At 69.1% G+C, this 16,764-nt stretch carries 18 protein-coding genes and 1 pseudogene; 4 read left to right on the top strand and 15 right to left on the bottom strand.

From position 1 onward, the window contains the following. Window positions 1-15 precede the first annotated feature (15 nt). Window positions 16-681 carry a haloacid dehalogenase type II gene (locus tag AC1RVW_RS01590; RefSeq protein ID WP_493197636.1) on the bottom strand — a complete coding sequence of 222 codons (666 nt, stop codon included), beginning with the start codon at window positions 679-681 and terminating at the stop codon, window positions 16-18. An 87-nt stretch (window positions 682-768) separates the two neighbouring features. Then, window positions 769-975, bottom strand: a complete 207-nt coding sequence (locus tag AC1RVW_RS01595) for a hypothetical protein (RefSeq protein WP_493197638.1) — start codon at window positions 973-975, stop codon at window positions 769-771. A gap of 221 nt (window positions 976-1,196) precedes the next feature. Between AC1RVW_RS01595 and AC1RVW_RS01600 the strand changes: the two genes are divergently transcribed. From AC1RVW_RS01600 to AC1RVW_RS01615, 4 genes are all read left to right on the top strand, one after another. Next, window positions 1,197-2,075, top strand: a complete 879-nt coding sequence (locus AC1RVW_RS01600; RefSeq protein WP_493197640.1) for a GNAT family N-acetyltransferase — start codon at window positions 1,197-1,199, stop codon at window positions 2,073-2,075. 59 nt (window positions 2,076-2,134) lie between these two features. Beyond that, window positions 2,135-3,067: a 2-hydroxyacid dehydrogenase gene (locus AC1RVW_RS01605; RefSeq protein WP_493197642.1), complete on the top strand. Its 933-nt coding sequence runs from the start codon at window positions 2,135-2,137 to the stop codon at window positions 3,065-3,067. A gap of 157 nt (window positions 3,068-3,224) precedes the next feature. Next, a complete protein-coding gene (locus AC1RVW_RS01610; RefSeq protein ID WP_493197644.1) occupies window positions 3,225-4,628 on the top strand; it encodes an aspartate aminotransferase family protein in 1,404 nt (467 codons plus the stop codon). A gap of 67 nt (window positions 4,629-4,695) precedes the next feature. Beyond that, the gene (locus AC1RVW_RS01615) at window positions 4,696-5,190 is read left to right on the top strand and encodes an Lrp/AsnC family transcriptional regulator (RefSeq protein ID WP_007828485.1); all 495 of its coding nucleotides are present in this window, start codon (window positions 4,696-4,698) and stop codon (window positions 5,188-5,190) included. A 36-nt stretch (window positions 5,191-5,226) separates the two neighbouring features. Here AC1RVW_RS01615 and AC1RVW_RS01620 read toward each other — a convergent pair whose 3' ends face one another. From AC1RVW_RS01620 to AC1RVW_RS01680, 13 genes and pseudogenes are all read right to left on the bottom strand, one after another. Continuing rightward, window positions 5,227-5,925, bottom strand: a complete 699-nt coding sequence (locus AC1RVW_RS01620; protein ID WP_493197646.1) for an HAD-IA family hydrolase — start codon at window positions 5,923-5,925, stop codon at window positions 5,227-5,229. Between the two features lie 205 nt (window positions 5,926-6,130). Continuing rightward, window positions 6,131-6,325, bottom strand: a pseudogene (locus tag AC1RVW_RS01625) (NAD(P)H-quinone oxidoreductase); the annotation flags it as partial. Between the two features lie 11 nt (window positions 6,326-6,336). Then, a complete protein-coding gene (locus AC1RVW_RS01630; protein ID WP_081270952.1) occupies window positions 6,337-6,666 on the bottom strand; it encodes a hypothetical protein in 330 nt (109 codons plus the stop codon). A 127-nt stretch (window positions 6,667-6,793) separates the two neighbouring features. Next, a complete protein-coding gene (locus tag AC1RVW_RS01635; protein ID WP_493197648.1) occupies window positions 6,794-8,044 on the bottom strand; it encodes an FAD binding domain-containing protein in 1,251 nt (416 codons plus the stop codon). Continuing rightward, window positions 8,041-8,511, bottom strand: coding sequence for a VOC family protein (locus AC1RVW_RS01640; protein ID WP_081270950.1), 471 nt, complete (start codon window positions 8,509-8,511; stop codon window positions 8,041-8,043). Before AC1RVW_RS01640 ends, AC1RVW_RS01635 begins: the two co-directional genes overlap by 4 nt. A 53-nt stretch (window positions 8,512-8,564) precedes the next feature. Then, window positions 8,565-10,679 carry a xanthine dehydrogenase family protein molybdopterin-binding subunit gene (locus AC1RVW_RS01645; RefSeq protein ID WP_493197650.1) on the bottom strand — a complete coding sequence of 705 codons (2,115 nt, stop codon included), beginning with the start codon at window positions 10,677-10,679 and terminating at the stop codon, window positions 8,565-8,567. Beyond that, complete coding sequence (locus tag AC1RVW_RS01650) at window positions 10,676-11,158, bottom strand: (2Fe-2S)-binding protein (protein WP_081270948.1); 483 nt, start codon at window positions 11,156-11,158, stop codon at window positions 10,676-10,678. Before AC1RVW_RS01650 ends, AC1RVW_RS01645 begins: the two co-directional genes overlap by 4 nt. A gap of 35 nt (window positions 11,159-11,193) precedes the next feature. Continuing rightward, window positions 11,194-12,306 carry an NADH:flavin oxidoreductase/NADH oxidase gene (locus AC1RVW_RS01655; protein WP_493197652.1) on the bottom strand — a complete coding sequence of 371 codons (1,113 nt, stop codon included), beginning with the start codon at window positions 12,304-12,306 and terminating at the stop codon, window positions 11,194-11,196. A 22-nt stretch (window positions 12,307-12,328) separates the two neighbouring features. Further along, entirely contained in the window at window positions 12,329-13,471 is a 1,143-nt protein-coding gene (locus AC1RVW_RS01660; RefSeq protein ID WP_081270946.1) for an amidohydrolase family protein, read from the bottom strand. 40 nt (window positions 13,472-13,511) lie between these two features. Beyond that, window positions 13,512-14,237 (bottom strand): ABC transporter ATP-binding protein, encoded by a 726-nt coding sequence (locus AC1RVW_RS01665; protein WP_253820017.1) that lies wholly within the window; start codon window positions 14,235-14,237, stop codon window positions 13,512-13,514. Further along, window positions 14,227-14,967, bottom strand: a complete 741-nt coding sequence (locus AC1RVW_RS01670) for an ABC transporter ATP-binding protein (RefSeq protein WP_106937856.1) — start codon at window positions 14,965-14,967, stop codon at window positions 14,227-14,229. Before AC1RVW_RS01670 ends, AC1RVW_RS01665 begins: the two co-directional genes overlap by 11 nt. After that, a complete protein-coding gene (locus AC1RVW_RS01675) occupies window positions 14,964-15,899 on the bottom strand; it encodes a branched-chain amino acid ABC transporter permease (RefSeq protein ID WP_106937855.1) in 936 nt (311 codons plus the stop codon). The genes AC1RVW_RS01670 and AC1RVW_RS01675 overlap by 4 nt, the downstream gene beginning before the upstream one ends. Further along, on the bottom strand, window positions 15,896-16,756 hold the full coding sequence (locus AC1RVW_RS01680) for a branched-chain amino acid ABC transporter permease (RefSeq protein WP_285412504.1): 861 nt from the start codon (window positions 16,754-16,756) through the stop codon (window positions 15,896-15,898). The genes AC1RVW_RS01675 and AC1RVW_RS01680 overlap by 4 nt, the downstream gene beginning before the upstream one ends. Window positions 16,757-16,764: the final 8 nt, after the last annotated feature.

A 16,764-nucleotide genomic window follows, 5' to 3' on the forward strand; every position in this document is an offset into this window, starting at 1 on the left:
GGTGGAGAAGAAAGATCAGAGACCCACGACGCTTGGCAGGCCGCCGATGTCCTTGATTTCCGTGTAGCGGTACGCCGGATTGCCGGGCCCGTGGCCGCGGTTGACGAACACCTTGTTGACGATGCCCAGGTCGTCCGCCGACATCAGGTCGTAGCGCAGGCTGGACGAGACGTGCAGCACGTCTTCAGGGTTGCAACCCAGCGAGTCGAGCATGTACTCGAAGGCCGTCAGGCGCGGCTTGTAGGCCTGGGCCTGCTGCGCGGTGTAGACGCGGTGGAAGGGCGCGCCCAGCATCGCGACGTTCTTCTGGATCTGGTCGTCCGATGCGTTCGACAGGATCACCAGCGGAATTTCCTTGGCCACCTTGGCCAGGCCGGCGGGCACGTCGTCGTGCGGGCCCCAGGTGGGCACCGCGTCGTAGATCTTCTGCGCGTCGATGTCGAAGTACTGGATCTTCCATTTGCGGCACAGGCGTCGCACGGCGTTCTTCAGCACCACCTCGTAGGGCTGCCAGGCACCCAGCACCTCGTCGAAGCGGTAGGCCGCGAAGTCGGCGATGAACTGCGCCATGCGCTCGGCCGGAACGCGGTCGGCAAAGAGCTCGTGGGACATCTCCGCCATGCGGAAGCGGGTCAGCGTTCCGTAGCAGTCGAAAGTCACGTACTTGGGTTTGAAGGTCATGGTCTCTGGTCCTGTGTGTCGTTAGTTCGTCGGCCTGTTGGAACCGGTCGCCGGCCACTTCTTCAGACGGCAATTGCGACAAGCAAATTACGGATTGATTGCAGCACGCAGCCAGGCAGCAGTTGTACGGAAATACGTTGCCCGCCGCGATGAAGCTGCGGTTTGGAGGGCCGGCGACGGCATGCCATGCGGTCTGCCCTGCGCAGGTGCGGCGTGCACCTCGGTGCGCCGCCGATGCACGACGATGCGGCCGGCATCGGCCGGGAAGATCTGTCGCGTCTGGAAGGCTTGCATGGGCTTGTGATCGGTGGGACTGCGCAAGAGCGGCGGTCCATGCTAGGCAGGTTGGCGCAGCATTTGTATGCGTACAGCGGCGCCCCACCGCAGCGAATTGCAAAACCGGGGCGCTCGGCAGCCGAAGCTTGCAAGTTGCGTCGCGGGTCGCTTCCGGTATGGCAACGCGCGCCGATGTCGTCCAAGATGGAAGGGAAATCCCTTTGCTGCGAGACCCTTCAATGCCTGACCAGACCCCGAATGCACCCGCCGGCGACGGCGTGGTGCTCAGACCGATGACCCCCTCCGACCTGCCGTCCGCGCAGGCGCTGACCGACCAGTTGCGCTGGCCGCACCGGCTGGCGGACTGGGAGCAGGTGTTCGCGCATGCGCAGGGCGTGGTGGCCGAGCGTGACGGCGAGATCGTCGGTTGCGCGCTGCGCTGGCTCTGGGGCGAGCGCCACGCAAGCCTGGGCCTCGTGGTCGTGACGCCGGCCTGCCAGGGCCGCCGCATCGGGCATCGCCTGATGAGCGCGGTGCTCGACGGCCTGGAGGAGCGCACGGTGCTGCTGCACGCCACCGCCGAGGGGCGCGGCCTCTACGAGCGCCTGGGCTTCGTGCGCACGGGCGAGCTGCGCCAGCACCAGGGCCTCGCGCAGCCCGCGCCGCTGGTGGCCCTGCAGCCCGGCTGGCGACTGCGGCCCGCCGGTGTCCACGAGGCCGCCGCGTTGCAGGCCCTGGACGCCGCGGCGCGCGGCATGCCGCGCGATGCACTGATCAAGGATCTGCTCGCCAGCGCCGACGCCTGCGTGGTGCTCGACCAAGACAACGAACCGCGCGGCTTCGCGATGCTGCGCCGCTTCGGGCGCGGTCATTCGATCGGGCCGGTGGTCGCGCCCGATCTCGATGGCGCCAAGGCGCTGATCGCGCACCTCGCCAGCGTGAATGCCGGGCACTTCACGCGCATCGACATCGACTTCGACAGCGGGCTGGCCGAATGCCTGGAGAGCATCGGGCTGCTGCGCGTGGATGCGCCCACGACGATGGTGCGTGGTGCGCCTCTCGTGATGCCGCCCGGCGGGCCCTCGCTCTTCGCCGTCGTGACCCAGGCCGTGGGATGAGCGCGTGCTGTTCAGGGCGCGAGCGCGCCGACCGGGTACCAGCCTGAGCTGATCTCCTCATGAAAACCACCTTCCTCTACAAATCCGACCCGGCAAGAGGCCGCCTGTGGGCCGACGTGTTCCGCCGACGCGCGCCCGACATCGACTTCCGCATCTGGCCCGACATCGGCGATCCGGCACAGGTGCGCTTCCTTGCGGCGTGGGAGCCGCCGGACGACCTGGCGACGCGCTTCCCCGATCTGCAGGTGCTGTTTTCCTCGGGCGCGGGCGTCGACCAGTTCGACTTCGCGTCGCTGCCACCTGCGCTGCCCGTGGTGCGCATGGTCGAGCCCGGCATCGTGCGCGGCATGGTCGAGTACGTGACGCATGCGGTGCTCGGCCTGCACCGTGACATGCCGCAATACCGGCGCCAGCAGCAGGAGGGCCTTTGGAAACCGCTGACGGTGCGCCCTGCGGGCGAACGCCGCATCGGCGTGCTCGGGCTGGGCTCGCTCGGGCAGGCCGTGCTGGCACAGCTCGTCGCGCTGGGCTTCGACTGCGCGGGCTGGAGCCGTTCGCGGCATGCCGTCGACGGCGTGCAATGCCATGCCGGCGCGGACGAACTGCCGGCCTTCCTCGCGCGCACCGACATCCTCGTGTGCCTGCTGCCGCTGACCGATTCGACGCGCGGTTTTCTCGATGCGCGGCTGTTCTCGTTGCTGCCACCGGGCGCCGGACTGGTGCATGCGGGGCGCGGGCCGCAACTCGTGGATGCCGACCTCCTGGGCGCACTCGCCAGCGGACAGATCGGCGATGCGGTACTCGACGTGACCGATCCCGAGCCGCTGCCGCCGGAGCATGACTTCTGGCGCCATCCGCGCATCCAGCTCACGCCGCACATCGCGAGCATGACGCAGCCGTTGAGCGCGGCGGAAGTGGTGCTCGACAACCTCGCGCGCTTCGAGGCAGGCAAGCCGATGGTCGGGCTGGTCGACCGCGCGCGCGGGTACTGAGCGGAGGAATCGCAGGCCGCCGCACGATCTGCTGCATGCCGCATGCACAACCGCAGGCTGCTGCGTGCGGCACCCCCAAAGCAGCACCACCTCGCAGGGCGTGCCGCCTAAGCTGAAGGCATCGAAAGCTTCCTCCGCTCTCGCTTCTTCACAGCCCATGACGCACCCCACCGCACTGCCCCCACAAGCCGCACTCGACGCCGTCGACCGCGCGCACCTCATCCACCCCGTCTCGCCCTGGCGCGTGCACGAGCAGCGCGGGCCCACCGTGCTGGCCTCGGGCCAGGGCGCCTGGCTCACCGACGGCAACGGCCACCAACTGCTCGACGCCTTCGCCGGCCTGTGGTGCGTGAACGTGGGCTACGGCCAGGAGAGCGTGGTGCAGGCCGCCACCGAGCAGATGCGCAAGCTGCCGTACGCGACCGGCTACTTCCACTTCAGCAGCGAGCCGGCCATCCGCCTGGCGCAGAAGCTGGTGCAGCTCACGCCCGCGTCGCTGACCCGCGTGTACCTCACGCTGGGCGGCTCCGAGGCGGTCGATGCCGCGGTGCGCTTCATCGTGCAGTACTACAACGCGACCGGCCGGCCGTCGAAGAAGCAGTTCATTTCGCTGGAGCGCGGCTACCACGGCTCGTCGTCCACCGGCGCGGGCCTCACGGCGCTGCCAGCCTTCCATCGCGGCTTCGACCTGCCGCTGCCCACGCAGCACTACATCGCGTCGCCCTATGCCTACCGCCACGCCGACGGCGCCGATCCGCAGGCACTGATCGCCTCGTCGGTCGCGGCACTGCGCGCCAAGGTGGCCGAGCTGGGTGCGGACAATGTGGCGGCCTTCTTCTGCGAGCCGATCCAGGGCTCGGGCGGCGTCATCGTGCCGCCCAAGGGCTGGCTCAAGGCCATGCGCGAGGCCGCGCGCGAGCTGGACATCCTCTTCGTGGTCGACGAGGTCATCACCGGCTTCGGCCGCACGGGCCCGATGTTCGCCTGCGAGGCCGAAGGCGTGGAGCCCGACCTGATGACCATGGCCAAGGGCCTGACGGCCGGCTACGTGCCGATGGGTGCGACCATGATGTCCGAGAAGGTCTACGCCGGCATCGCCGACGGTGCGCCCGCGGGCGCATCCATCGGCCACGGCGCGACCTATTCGGCGCACCCGGTCGGCGCCGCTGTCGCGCTCGAGGTGCTGCGGCTCTACGAGGAAGGCGGCATCCTGGCCAACGGCCAGCGCGGCGCGGCGCATTTCTCGGCCGGGCTCGACGCGCTGCGCGCGCATCCGCTGGTGGGCGACGCACGCCACCGCGGCCTGCTGGGCGCGCTGGAGCTGGTGAGCGACAAGGCCAGCAAGCGCGGCTTCGATGCGGCGCTCGGGTTGTCCGACCGCATCTTCGCAGCCGGCTATCGCAACGGGCTGGTGTTCCGCTCCTTCGGCGATCACATCCTCGGCTTTGCGCCCGCGCTCACCTTCACGCAGGACGAGTTCGCGCAGCTGTTCGCGCGCCTGAAGAAGACGCTCGACGACGTGCTCGACGCGCCCGACGTCCGCGCTGCGCTGGCGACTTGAAAGGACTGCCCCGGCATCGCGCCGACGAAGCAGAATCGAGGCCTCTTTCGCTTTTTTCAGGACTGCCATGTCTGAAGCTTTCAAGATCGACCGACTTGACCTGCGCATCCTGGCCCAGTTGCAGAAGAACGGGCGCATGACCAACGTCGACCTGGCCGACGCGGTCGGGTTGTCGCCCAGCCCCTGCCTGATCCGGGTGAAGCGACTGGAGCAGGCCGGCTACATCGCCGGCTACGGTGCGCACCTGCGGCTCGAAAAACTCGGCGACACGCTGACCGTGTTCACCGAGGTCACCCTGTCGGACCACCACCGCGAGGATTTCGTGCGCTTCGAGGCCGCGATCCGCGAGGTCGACGAGGTGCTCGAATGCCATCTGGTCAGTGGCGGCTACGACTACCTGCTGCGCTTCCTCACCCGTGGGGTGAACCACTACCAGGAAGTGATCGAGGGGCTGCTCGAACGCAACATCGGTATCGCGAAGTACTTCAGCTACATCGTCATCAAGTCGCCGTTCATCAAGACGCACTGTCCGATCGAACGGCTCTTTCCCCACGAGCGCTGAACGGCGCCTGCGCGATGCAGGCGCCGGCCGTGGTGCTCAATGCCCGGCTTCGACCGCATCGGCCAGTTCGGCCAGCGTGCGGAAGTGGTAGTCGGGCACGGTGTGCTTCGACTCGATGGTGCCGCCCGAACCTTTCTGCGCATGACGGCGCTCGATCCAGCAGGTCGTGATGCCCAACTGCTTTGAAATGCCGATGTCGTGGTACTGGCTCTGTGCCACGTGCAGGTTGTCGGCCTGCCTGAAGCCCCAGGCGCCTTCGAAGCGGCCGCGTGCATAGGCGAAGTAGCGCGCATCCGGCTTCTCGCACAGCGCGTCGTCGCAGCTCAGCAGCATGTCGAAAGGCGAGCCCAGCGTCTTGTCGAAATGCGCCAGTGCCCAGGCCTGCGCATTGGTCATCGTCACCAGCTTGAAGCGCTTGCCGAGCCGCTTCAGCGCTTCCACCGCATCGGGGAAGGCCGGCCATTGCGAGACCGAATCGCGCAGGCCCTGGGCAATGGCGTCGTCATCGGGCAGGCCCAGCGCGGGGGCAACGGCGTGCCAGCAGCGCGCCAGGTCGTCGGGATACCAGCCGGCGTTGCCCTCGGCGCGTGCGCGCCGGTAGGCGGCGAGGAAGTCGTCGTCGCTCACCCGGGCATCGGGCGCCACGCTGCGCAGATAGGCGAGCATGCCGCCCTCGAAATCGATCAGCGTGCCGACGACGTCGAAGGTGAGGACCTTGAAATCTTTCAGGGACATGGAACAGCTCCAGGAAGGAAGTGGGATGGCTTCGTCGAGCATAGGTCCGCCACCGGGAGCACGGTCCTGAACTGGGGTTGCGCCGCGGCACAGGATGTCGTTGTCGGCGGCCCTCCAGCATCTTCTTGCGCAAAGGGTGAATGGCCCGGCGGCCTGCCGCCTCGGGGCAGTCGCAATCAACCGGCCTCGGGATCGCGAGGCAGCCCGTTCCGGCGATTTCCAGGCCCATGATGTCCGAGTCACCGAAGTTGGCGCGCCCGTAGGCCCCTTTGCGATGCGACATGTCGGCGCGGTTGACGCCGATCGAGGCATTGGCCACCAGCAGGTCATGGGGCCGAACCTGCGGGCGGGCAATCTCGCGGGTCGTGAGCACTTCGCGTCCGAGCGGCTGCCTGAGCACCCGGGCGTTGCTTACTTCGCGCCGGGCAGGTCCGGCGTGCCGCCCTGCTGTGCGGGCTTGCGGTCGGGGTGGCGCGCTTCGCGCGATGCGACGCGCGTCTGGCCCGACTTGGCGGACTTGTCGCTGCCGATGCTGTCGTCCTCGGCCGTCTTGAGTTCGTCGCCGCCCACGGCCTTGACCTTGCCGGGCGTCCTCGCGTCCTTCTTCGCTTCGGCGCGCAGTTGCGGCTTGCTGTCGAGGATCGGCGAACGCGTGGACGATGCGTCGCCGCCGGCCTGGGCGTGGGCCAGGCCGGCCGTGGCTGCGAGTGCGAAGGCTGCGAGCGTGTAGATAGCTTTCATCTGGAGACCTCTGTGTGCTTGTCGGTGAATGGATGTGTGATGCGCTGTTCGCTCACCACGCCGTGATTCTTCAAGCGCGCGGCTTCGCATTCATTTCAGGCCAGGGGTCGCGGATTACGTGTGTAACTCAGCCGGCCGGTACCGTGCCTTGCGGCCGCAGCGGCGGGACCGCGGTCTCGCGCATCACCGCTTCCGTCGAGCGATAGCGTTCGGCCATGGCGCGCTCGGTCGGCGTGCTGAGCTGTGCCTGCATGTAGGCGCCGAGTGCGCGCGCGTGGTGCACGATGAAGCTGCCCGCCTCCCGGCGGCTTCGTTCGTAGGCCTTCAACGCGTCGGCAACATCCGCGTGGCTGTCGAGTGCGCGCACCAGCATGGCCGCATCGCTGCCGGCCTTGGTGACGCCCATGCCGCAGTGGGGCCTGGCGACGAATGCCGCGTCGCCCAGGAGCGCGACGCGCCCGAAGGCCAGGCGCTCGCTTTCCAGGTCGAAAATTGGCTGGAAGAAGAGGTTGTCGGTTTTCTCGACGACCTCGGCGAACTGCGGTGCGAGCACGTCCTGGGCGGCATGTCTTGCCGCGGCCAGGACCTCGGGGCGAATCAAGGGCGGCGGAATGCCGTCGGGCCACGTTTTGCCGGACGCGTCGGTCAGCATCTCGCGCAACGTGGTGGCCTGGTCGGCGGGCCGGTACCAGACGAAGTTGTAGCGACGTTTGCCCGGCGCCACGCTGTTGCCGTGTCCCGCGACCGGGTAGGCGATCATCTGTTCGCGTGGCGGCAGGCCGAAAGCGAAGAACGGAAAGAGTTCCTCCAGCGTGCGGGGCGAGAGGCTGGCTTCTTCGACCAGGCCGCGCCACGCCACGTAGCCCGCGTACTGAGGCATCGCCTGCGGCAGCAGGACCTTGCGAACCGTGGAGCGCAGGCCGTCGGCGGCCACCAGCAGATCGCCGCGCTCGAGCTTGCCGTCGGAGAACACGACGCGCACGCCCTGCGCATCCTGCTCGAACGACACCAGCTGCTTGTCGTTGTGGTAGCGCTCCGACGGAAAGGCCCGGCGCAGCACCTGGTAGAGGCGCCCCCAGGCAGTGAGCGTCTGCGGCAGCGGCCTGGAATCTTCGCGCGTGCCGTCGCGCGCAAGCGTGATCCGCTCGCGCACCTCGACGCCGATGCCGTCCGCGACGTCGACACCGGCCGCCGTCAGTACCTCCATGAGCTCCGGATGCGTCACGACGCCCGCACCGCGGCTCTCGAGATCGTCGGCCACGCGTTCGTACACATGCACATCCCAGCCGCTGCGCAGCAGCAGGTTGGCCGCGAACAGCCCGCCGAGCGATCCGCCGATGACCAGGGCCTTGCGAGCCGGTGCAGACGACGCGCTCATGCCGCAGCTCCCGGCGCAGTGCCCGCGGCGAGCGCCCGCGCCTCTTCCGCAGCGAAGTTCAGTTCGATCGTCACGCCGGAGGGGTCTTCCACGAACACCTGGTGCAGCCCCAGGCTGGGAACGGTGCGCTCGCGGAACGCCAGGCCGGCGTCGCGCAGACGCTGGTGCACATCCGGGAGATCGCTGGCCAGGAATGCCAGGTGGTCGACAGCGGCACTGCCATGCAGCGATGCCTGCGCCTTGTCGCCGAGGTAGGCGATCAGGCCTTCGGGCGAACTGGCATCGATGCCGATGATGTGCACCACACCGAACTGCGCCTCGTCGCCCCCTTTGTAAAGCCACAGCCCCGGAAAGTCGAAGGGCGGGCGAAACCCTTCCTGCAGGCCGAGCACGTCGACATAGAAGCGGCGCGATGCGTCGAGATTTGTCGTGCGAACCGAATAGTGCGCGAGGGTCTGGATGGTCATTGTGTCCTTTGGGCAATGAAGACGAATGGGAAAAAAGAAGAGAGCCGCGCGCCTCAGCCCGCGGAGATGAGCGCTGCCAGGCGTTCGGCCGTGAGCGGGAGGTCCCGGGCACGCAGGCCCAGCGCGTGGGCCACGGCATTGGCCACCGAAGCGGCTGCCGGGCCGGCGGCCGCTTCGCCCACGCCGAGGCTCGGTTCGTGTGGTCTGTCGATGACGTGCACGGCGAGTTCGGGGATCTCGTCGAAACCCAGGATCGGGTAGTGGTCCCAGTCGCAGGACGTGATGCCCGTGGCGTCCCATGTCACGCTTTCCTTGAGCGTCCAGCTCAGCGACTGGATGAGTCCGCCTTCGATCTGGTTGACGAGGCCGTCGGGGTTGATCGCCGCGCCCGCATCGACGGCGACCCAGGCCTTCTCGACCCGGATCTTTTCCTCGACGCTGACCTGCGTCACCACGGCGCAGTAGGCGGCGTGGTTCTTGTAGCGCCCCAGCGCGATGCCCAGGCCGCTGCCCGAGCCCGCCTCGGTGCGCTGCGACCATCCGGCCATGTCTGCCACTGCCTGCAGCACTTCCCTGGCGCGGGGATCGGACAGATGGCGCAGCCTGAACGCGACGGGGTCCTCGTCGCGCAGCGCGGCCAGTTCGTCCATGAAGCACTCGATCGCGAACAGGTTGGCGTAGGAGCCGAGCGAGCGCAGCGCGGAGACCCGCACGGGCGAATCCGCAATGAAGTGATGGTCGACCTGCTGGTGCGGCAGGTCGTAGATGGCGATCGCGTTGCGGTGGCCGCCGCCCATCGGCAGCGGCATGTCGCGCGGCACGGACGGGTGTTGTGGCGGCTCGAGCGCCCAGGCGCCCAAAAGGTTGACGCCTTCTCCCCAGCCGGGGCGGTTCATGTGGGTGTGGCTCCAGACGGCCATCTCCCAGCGCTCGATGCGCCCCGTGTCGTCCAGGCCCGCCTGCAGCCGCACCGCGCTCGCCGAGCCGAAAGGTGCCACGGACATCTCGTCTTCCCGCATCCACTGCACCCTCACCGGCAGGCCGGTGCGCGTGGCGATGAAGGCCGCGTCGAAGGCCACGTCGTCGGCGCCGTTGTGTCCATAGCAGCCCGCGCCCGGCGCATGGATGACTTCGACCGTGCCGGCGTCGCGCCCCAGCGCGCGGGCGATCTGGCCGCGCAGCGGAAAGACGCCCTGCGTGTGCGACCAGATGCGCAACACGTCGCCGCGCGGGTCGGCCACCGCGCACGACGGGCCGATCGACGCATGGGCCAGATACGGCCGCGAATAGGTGGCGGTGTGGGTTGGGCGGGAGGCGGCAGGCGAACCCTCTTCATGCACCCGTTGCGCTTGGCTGGGCATGTGCTGCAGCAGCGACACGGTGTCCTCGCTGGCGTGCGGCAGCGGCACATCGGTGAATTCGAGCAGCTTTCTGGCCTTGGGCAACGCACGGACCAGCGCGCCTTCATGGGGCCCCACCAGGGCCAGGAAATCGCCGCAGCGCACCACCTGCGCGACACCGTCGAGCGCCTGGAGCTGCGCCAACGGCAGCGACTTCAGGCGTTGGGCGGGATGCCGTCCGCGCAGCATGCGCGCATGCTGCATGCCCGGAATCACGAGGTCCTGCAGATAGGCCGCGCCGGTGAGCTTGGCAGCGAAATCCAGCCGCGGCAGCGACCGCCCGGCGTAGGGCGTCTCGGTGCGGCGAGGAGCCGGCGGCGGCGCCAGGATGCCCACGTCCAGGCTGACGCCATCGCTCAGGGCCCAGTAGCTCGTCTGTAGTCCGCCGCCTGCATCGCGAAAGCATCCGGCGTCGGCATGGACCTGCGCGGGCGCGACGTTCCAGCGTCTTGCAGCCTCTGCGCGGAACAGGGCAAAGGCGTGCGCGCAGGCCCAGCGCACGGCGGCCCCGCCGTACTGCACCGACAGGCTGCCGGCCGTGTAGCCCTCGTCGGGCGACAGTTGGGTGTCGCCTGCCACCAGCGCGACCTGCGCCGGCGCCAGGCCCAGCGCGTCGCAGGCGATCTGGACCAGGGCCGTCGCGATGCCCTGGCCCAGTTCGACCTTGCCCGTGAACACGGTGAGCTGTTGTCCCGGACCCACCCGCACCCACTGGTTCAGCAGCGGGTGCGCCTGGATGGCGGGTGGCGGGGTCTCTCCGGGGCTCATGCCGAGGCCTCCTCACGCAGGCGGGCGGCCGCGGCCTCGATGGCCCGCAGGATCCGCGCATGCGCGCCGCAGCGGCAAAGATGGCGGTGCAGCGTGTCCTGCAGCTGCGCCGGCGTGGGCGAGGTGGTGCGGTGAAGCAGTGCCGTGACCGACATCATGATGCCGTTGATGCAGTAGCCGCACTGGGCCGCCTGCAATTCCAGGAATGCGTCGAGCACCACGGCGCCGACCGGGTCGCCGGCCAGCTGTTCGGGGGTCGAGAGCGAGCGTCCGGCCACGCCCCACATCGGCATGTCGCACGACTGCACGGCCCGCCCGTCCATCAACACCGTGCAGGCCCCGCAGTTGCCGGCGCCGCAGCCGAAGCGAACGCCCTTGCAGTCCAGGTCGTTGCGCAGCACGTAGAGGAGCAGGTCGTTGTCGCCGGCCTGCACGCGGTGGCTCACGCCGTTCACTTGGAGTTCGATGGAAGGGGTCATGGGTGGACTCGAGCGTTGGAAGGAGCGGGCATGCGTCACGCCGCAGGCATCGCCGGCGGCTTGCGCAAGCCGGCCGCGCGCCGGTAGGGCGGCGGATAGAAGGGTTCGACACCCAGCGTCTCCGCCGCGCGCCATACCCAGCGCGGGTCGGCCAGGAAGGGGCGTGCCAGGGCGACCTGGTCGGCCTGGCCCTGCGCGATGATCGCGGCGGCCTGGGCGGGCTCGGCGATGCCGCCGACCGCCCGCGTGACGATCCCGGTGCGCTTGCGCACCTCGTGGGCCAGCCCGATCTGGAAGCCCGGGCCGAACGGAATGCGCGCGCCCGGCACCACGAAGCCGCTGGAGACGCACACGTAGCCGAAGCCGATGGCCTGCAGCGACTGCGCGAGGCGCACGGCATCGTCGATGCCGAGCCCGCCCGCATCCCAGTCCGTGCCGGTGATGCGCGCGCCGAGCACGCGGCCCGCCGGTGCAAGACCGCGCAGCCGCTGTGCGATGCGCAGCGCCAGGCGGTCACGACCCGCCTGATCGGCGCCCCACGCGTCGCTGCGGCGGTTGGACAGCGGCGACTGGAACTGGTGCAGCAGGTAGCCGTGGGCACAGTGGAGCTCGATGACGTCGAAGCCCAGCCGCACGGCCCGCCGCGCGGCGTCGACATAGGCCTCGACGAGGCGGTCGATGCCCGCCTCGTCGAGCGCCTGCGGCGTGTCCCATCCTTCGGCGAAGTGCACGGCGGATGGTGCGGCGCACTGCCACGGGAGCGCCTGCGAGGTCGTCGGCCGCAGCGGCCCGCCGCCTTCCCACGGCGCATGGGCCGACCCCTTGCGGCCCGCATGCCCGAGCTGAATGCCGAAGCGCGTGCCCGGCGCCGACACGGCGCGTGCCGCATCCAGCACCCGGCCCAGCGCCGCTTCGGCCTCGTCGCTGTACAGGCCGAGGCAGCCGTGGGTGATGCGCCCGCGCGCTTCGACCGCCGTGGCCTCGACCATGACCAGGCCGGCGCCCGACATGGCGAGCTGCATCAGGTGCTGCAGATGCCAGGTGTTCGCCATGCCGTCGATGGCCGAGTACTGGCACATCGGCGAGACGACGATGCGGTTGGGGAAATGCACATCGCCGATGCGCAGCGCTTCGAACAGAGGGGACATGGGGGTGTGCTCCGCGGGGTGCTCAACGCACCGGCGTGATGTTCAGCAGCTTCACCGCATTCAGCCCCTCGATGCGGGCGACCTCGTCGGCACTCAGGTCCTTCACCTGCGCGATGAGTTCGCGCGGATGCTCCTCGCCCATGTCGTAGGGGTAGTCGGTGCCCATGAGGACGCGGTCGGCGCCGAAGGTGTCGACCAGGTGCCGCAGCATCTCGGGGTCGAAGACCATGGTGTCGACGTAGAAGGTCTTGAGGTAGCTCGAAGGCGCCCGGTCGATCACCGTGCGGCAGTCGGGGCGCGCGCGCCATGCATGGTCCATGCGCGCCCAGTAGTGCGCCACGTAGCCGCCGCCGTGCGCCGCGATGAACTTGATGTTCGGATAACGGGCCACCACCCCGTCGAAGATCAGATGGCTCACGGCCACCGTGGTGTCCAGTGGGTTGCCGATGACGTTGTTGAAGTAGTGGTTGGTCAGCCGCGCACCGTCGGAGTACCCGACGGGGTGCAGGAACAGCACGGCGCCGAGCTGGTCGGCGCGCGCGAAGAAGGGTTCCAGGCCGAGCGACGCGTCCGTGAGGTTGCGTCCGTTCACGTTGGTGTTGATCTCGATGCCGCGCAGGCCGAGGGTGCCGACGGCGTGGTCCAGCTCCTGGATCGCGAGCTCGGCATTCTGCAGGGGCACCGAACCGAGGCCGACGAAGCGCTCGGGCGTGGCGGCCACCAGCGCGGCGATGCCCTCGTTCACCTGGCGGGCCAGTTTGGCGCCGCGCTCGGGCGGCGCAAAGTAGAAGTAGTGGAACGGTGCCGGGCTGACCGCCTGGATGTCGATGCCCATGCGGTCCATGTCTTCGAGCCGCTGGTCGATGCCCGTGAGCTTGGGGGCGCGGTCGCGCATCTGTGCGACGTTCGTCTGCCGCGTCAGCTCGTTGGCGTAGATCACGCTGGGGTCGTGCGCGCCGACGTCGAGGTCTGCGCTGGCCTTCACCACGTCGGGGTTGAGGTAGTGGCAATGGACATCGACCACCGGGTTGCGCTGGCCGCGCGCGGGCGTGGAGGCACTGGCCGCGCGCGGCGCGGAGAGCGCCGACGCGCGACGCCTCGGCGCGTTGGTGGCACCGTGCGCATGGGTCGGGTCGGTGCAATGGGGCGAACAGGTGTAGAGCATGGGGTGTTCCGTGGATAGCGAAGAAAGAGGTGTGAGAAATTCAGAACACGCCGAGGTGGCGCGTGGCCAGCGTCGGCTCGGCCCGCACCGCCTCGGCCGTGCCGGCGTGCACGACTCGGCCGGTGTTGAGCACGACCACGTCGTCGGCGACGTCGAGCGCCAGGTGGAAGTTCTGCTCCACCAGCACGATCGAGAGCCGGTCGGCTTTCAGCGTCTTGATGGCCTGCGCCACCTCCGCGACGATCATGGGCGCCAGCCCTTCGGAGGGCTCGTCGAGCAGGAGCACGCGGGGGTTGCCCATCAGCGCGCGGCCGATCGCGAGCATCTGCTGCTCGCCGCCCGACAGGGTGCCCGCCCGCTGGCGCGAGCGCTCCCGCAGGCGCGCGAAGGTGGCGTACACGCGCTCGAGCGTCCAGGCCTGCGCGCACGGCGTGGCGCGGGGAGCGGCCTGTTGCGCAACCTGCAGGTTCTCGAGCACCGTGAGGCTCGGAAAGATCCGCCGCCCCTGGGGCACCAGCCGCATGCCGGCGCGCGCGATGCCTTCGGGCGACATGCGCTCCACGGCCTTGCCGCCGAGCCGTATGGTCCCGGCCCGCGGCGACAGCAGCCCCGCAAAGGCGTTCAGCGACGTGCTCTTGCCGGCGCCGTTGCGCCCCAGCAGCGCCAGCACCCGGCCTTCGCCCAGCGACAGGGACAGCCCGTGCACCACCTGGCTCTGCCCGTAGCACACGTCGAGCTTGTTCACTTGCAATGCTTCAGTGACCAAGATAGATCTCCTTGGTTCTCGGATGGTTCACGACCGTCTGGCGGTCACCTTCGACGATCACCTGCCCGTAGTGCAGCACAGTGATCTGTTCGGCGAACTCGAGCGCGACATCCATGTCGTGCTCGATCATCAGGATGGCGGTCTCGCGCGACACCTTCGCGATGAGCCGTTGCACCACGGTGCGCTCGTCCTGCGACAGGCCCGCCAGCGGCTCGTCGAGCAGCAGCAGGCGCGGGCGCTGCGCCAGGCCCAGGGCGAGCTCGACCCGGCGCTGCTCGCCGTACGACACGTCGCATGCCCGCTGCAGCGCCTTGGCCCCGAGGCCCACGCCTTCGAGCAGTTCGACCGCGTGGTCATGCAGGTCGGTGCGCTTCGACAGGTCGACGGCCGCGTTGTGCCGCAGTGCCATCGGTGCCAGCAAGCCCAGCACCACGTTGTGCGCGAGCGTGTCCCTGGGGAACAGCGTGATGATCTGGTAGGTGCGCGACAGCCCGCAACGTGCGCGCGCGGGCACCGGCAGGCGTGTCACGTCGGTCCCGAAGATGCGGATCGAGCCCGCGTCGGGCCGGATCTCGCCGGCGATCAACCCGAACAGCGTGGTCTTGCCCGCACCGTTGGGTCCGATGATCAGCCGCCGCTCGCCCGGCTGCATGGTCAGCGAGACGTTCTGGGTCACGGCAATGCCGCCGAAGGACTTCTTCAGTCCCCGGACTTCGAGCGCGGCGGTCATGCGCGGTCTCCCTTGGCTCGCGCAAACAGCGCGCGCACCCCGGGCACGATGCCGTGCGGCATCACCAGCACGATGAAGACGAACACCGCGCCCAGCAGCATGTTCCAGCGCTCGACATAGCCCGAGGCATAGTTCTTCAGCAGCACGACCAGCAGCGCCCCGATGGCCGGTCCGGCCAGCGTGCCCGCGCCGCCCGCGATCACGCTGAGCAGCACCTCCGCCGAGGCGGTGACCGACAGCACGCTGGGATGCACGTACTTGTGGAAGTAGACGTACAGCAGGCCGGCCACCGCGCCCAGGAAGCTGGCCCCCACGAAGGCGCACCAGCGGATCGCCCAGACGTTGTAGCCGAGCGAGCTCATGCGCCGCGCCTGGTCCCGCGTGCCGCGCAGCGACGCGCCGAAGGGAGAGTCGACCAGGCGTGCGACCACCACCAGCACCAGGGCCGTGATCAGGAGAACGAACCAGTAGTAGGCGTTGCTGTTCTCCATGTCGATGCCCAACGGCATGGGCCGCGTGAGGCCGGACAGCCCGTTGTCGCCGTTGGTGACGGCGGTCCACCGGTAGGCCACGCCCCAGACGACCTGCGACAGCGCCAGGGTCAGCATCAGGAAGCTCAGGCCCGAGGCGCGCAGCGCGATCCAGCCGAACACGCCGCCGATGGCGGTGGTGGCCAGCAGCGTGAGCGGTGCCGCCATGGCATGCCCGAGGCCGAGGTGCAGCGCCAGCCAGCCGGCGATGTACGCCGACAGGCCGAGGTAGGCCGCATGACCCAGCGAGGTGAGGCCGGCATAGCCGACCAGCAGGTTGAGGCTGGTGGCGAAGATCACGGCGATCAGGATCTGGCTGCCGAGGTTGACGTAGTACTCGCCGAGCACCGCCGGCAGCAGCGCCAGCAGTGCCAGCAGCAGGAGACATGCAAGCTTCTTCATGCGCGTGCACTCCCCAGCAGGCCGGCAGGGCGGAAGGCCAGCACGACGATCATCGGCAGGAAGAGGATCACATACGCCAGGTCGGGGACCAGCGCGGTGCCGAAGGTGTAGATGAACCCGATGATGAAGCTCGCGATGAAGGTGCCCACGAGGCTGCCGACGCCGCCCAGGATGACGACGATCAACGCCAGCGGCAGCATGTCCGCGTCCAGGCCCGGATAGGCCGAGAGCATCGGTCCGCCCACGGCCCCGCCCAGTCCGGCGAGCGCCGCGCCGAGGCAGAACACGCTCGTGAAGAGCGCCGAGGCCCGGATGCCCACGGCGCGCGCCATCGGCATGTCGTCGACGCCGGCGCGGATGCGCGCGCCCAGCCGGGTGCGCTCGAGCAGCAGGAACAGCACGGCCGCCGCAACGACCGCAACGACGATGACCGCCAGCCGGTAGCTCGGAAAGCTGAAGCCGAGGACACTGGCGGGCCCTGCCAGCAGGGAGGGCGGCGCGACCGGTATCGGGTCGCCGCCCCACAGCACCAGGCACAGGTCCGCCGCAATGAACGACAGCCCCAGCGTGGCAAGCACCTGCGCCTGCGAATTGCCGGTCAGGCGGCGCAGCACCAGCCGCTCGATGAGGCCGCCGATGGCCGCGGTGGCGAGCGCGGCGGCCACCACCGCGGCGGCGAACCCCCAGCCTGCGCGCGCCACCTGGGCCGCGACGTAGGCGCCCATCATGAACAGTGCGCCGTGGGTGAGATTGGCGATGCGCATCAATCCGAAGATGAGCGCGAAGCCCGACGAGAGCAACAGCAGCAGGCCGCCGAGGGCGAGGCTGTTGAGTGTTTGGGTCAACCAGAATTGCATGGTTCTGC

Source organism: Variovorax sp. MPBD4-3 (assembly GCF_058809745.1).